General features: G+C 59.7%; 3 protein-coding genes. All 3 read left to right on the top strand.

Translation table 11 applies throughout. From position 1 onward, the window contains the following. The coding region (locus Q0288_RS09020; protein WP_299429608.1) for a hypothetical protein at nt 1–182 on the top strand (182 nt) is incomplete at its 5' end. A 99-nt stretch (nt 183–281) separates the two neighbouring features. Beyond that, the gene (locus Q0288_RS09015) at nt 282–1469 is read left to right on the top strand and encodes an ABC transporter substrate-binding protein (protein ID WP_299429606.1); all 1188 of its coding nucleotides are present in this window, start codon (nt 282–284) and stop codon (nt 1467–1469) included. A gap of 151 nt (nt 1470–1620) precedes the next feature. After that, a partial coding sequence (locus Q0288_RS09010; protein WP_299429604.1) for a branched-chain amino acid ABC transporter permease occupies nt 1621–2319 on the top strand: 699 nt, incomplete at its 3' end.

The raw sequence follows: 2319 nt of genomic DNA, 5'->3' as shown, positions 1-2319 counted from the left end.
CGCAACGCGGGTACTGGAGTCAAGGGCGGTACGCCCCCCGCAACGCGGGTACTGGAGTCAAGGGCGGTACGCCCCCCGCAACGCGGGTACTGGCCCGGAGTGTTTTACCCCACACCGCTTTTTTTGCTGTTTGGGGCATTTGTGCAAAACACTCTGACCAGGCCCTGATGATTGTCTGGTAACGCCAAATCTCGGGTTGCGCCACAAAACTCCCCATCGGACATAGTATTCTAGGGTCACAACACAATTTGGTTGTTGTCTCGAGGAGGTAGTACATGAAAATGAATCGTCGGCAAGTGCTCAAAGCAGGTCTGGCTGCTTCTGCGGTGTATAGCCCCTGGATGATTGCCCGTGCCCAGGCCCGTCCGATCCGACTGGGTATCATCTTTCCTCTCACCGGGGCCTTTGCATTCGCAGGCAATGCGGGTCTGGAGGGGTTCCGCGATGCCGCCGACTGGGTGAACGATGCTGGAGGCATCGGGGGTAGACGGCTAGAACTGGTGGTTGAGGATGATGGTTACGACGTAGCCCGTGGTACGGCTGCTTTCAACCGGGTGATCGCGCGGGAGCGGGCCGACGAGATGCTCTTCATGTACGGTAGCTCCACAGGACTTTCGCTGGCCCTGGCCCCCGAAATTACCCGGCTGGGCCTGCCCTACTCGGCCACCTCCTTCTCCAATGTGTTGGCCAACCCCGAGCGCTTCCCCACCATCTTTGTGATGGGCCCCACCTACAACGACATGGCGGGTGCCTTGCTGCAACAGATTCGTCGCCAGCGGGGGCGCGGAGCCAAAATCTTCCTGGTCTACTCAAATACCGAGTTTGGCCGCGACCCCATCCCCTTCATCAAAGAGCAGTCGGCGCGGGTCGGATTCCAGATTGTGGGTGAGGTCGTAACCCCGCTGGCCATCGCCGATGCTACTCCCATCGTGACCCAGCTCCGCCAGACCACGCCCGACTTTGTGATTATGCAGGGCTATGTGCTTACGGTTGAACCCCTGCTGATGCGCGCAGCCCGCGAGCAGGGGGTGCGCTCCACCTTCATGGGCACCTATTACTCCGCCGAGATTGCCCTCATACCCCGGACTGGCCCCGCTGCCGACGGCTTTATTGCCACCTACCACAACGCCTATTTCTGGGACACCACCGTGCCAGCCGTAGAACAGATACGCGCCCTGCGCCGGGCCAGGGGTCGGGATCTCTCCTACCGAACCACCTACTACATGGGTTCCTGGATGGTAGCCGATGTGCTGGCAGAGGCTATGCGGCGGGCCAACGCGGCGGGAAGACTTACCAGGGCAGGGGTCATTGAGGCTCTGGATGGTCTGGGCGATTACAATGCCGGTGGGCAGGTACGCAATATGCGCTGGGTAGATCGCAGACTGCCCTTTACCAGACTGTGGCGGGCCAATGTGCGCGATGCTCGTTTCGATGCCATTACCGACTGGGTAGATGGTAGGCGGGTCTAAGCAGGCGGTCGAGGGCTTGATGCCAGGAGCGCACCCAGTAACTGAACTGACCAAGAGTTACGGTTATTGCTCACCGTGGATGCCACTCTGGCGTCCACGGTAGTGTTCTGCTGAAGCTTCAGCCCCGGCTTGTTTTGAGGTAAGGAAAACCATGGATCTTGCTCTGGTTATACAAACCATCCTCAACGGACTGGCCAATGGCGCCCTTTATGCAGTGATTGCAACCGGGTTTGTCCTGGTTTATCGGGCTACCAGCGTGGTCAACTTTGCCATCGCAGAGTTTTTGCTGATTGGCGCTTACCTGACTTATACCTTATCGTTGTTTTTCCCTTTGCTGGCGGCGATTATTCTGGCCTTGCCGCTGGCTTTTATTTTTGGTGTGCTGGTCGAGCGTGGGTTTGTGCGGCCTCTGCTGGGCCGCAATGTGGTCGCAGTGATCATGGCTACCATAGGCCTGGCGGCGGTTCTGGACGGCACGGTGCTGATTGTCTGGGGGCCAGAGCTCAAAGCCATGGGGGCGGCTGACGTCACCCAGATGCCCAAAGAGCTGCCCAACCTGGCCTTTAGCATGGGGGGAATCTTTCTCTCCTCGAGGGCCGTCTGGAGCCTGATCCTGGCCCTGCCACTGGCAATCCTGCTGGTAGCCATGCTCAAGTACAGCCGGTACGGGATTTTGCTGCGGGCCGTATCGGAGAGCGAGACCAAAGCGCTGGCCATGGGAATTAATGCGCCCAGAGTGGTGGCGGCTGCCTGGGGCATCTCAGCCCTGCTGGCGGGTATTGGCGGCGCTTTTCTCGCTGGAGCGGCTGGAGGAGGTGGCCCCGGACACCACCTGATCATCCTGGGCCTG

The organism is uncultured Meiothermus sp. (assembly GCF_937863175.1).
Classification (GTDB): Bacteria; Deinococcota; Deinococci; order Deinococcales; family Thermaceae; genus Meiothermus.
This window is presented reverse-complemented; position numbering and strand designations above follow the sequence as displayed.

Coding starts and splice junctions, on each gene's coding strand:
- Q0288_RS09015 (WP_299429606.1), top strand. CDS start 282: ATGAATCGTCGGCAAGTGCTCAAAGCAGGTCTGGCTGCTTCTGCGGTG.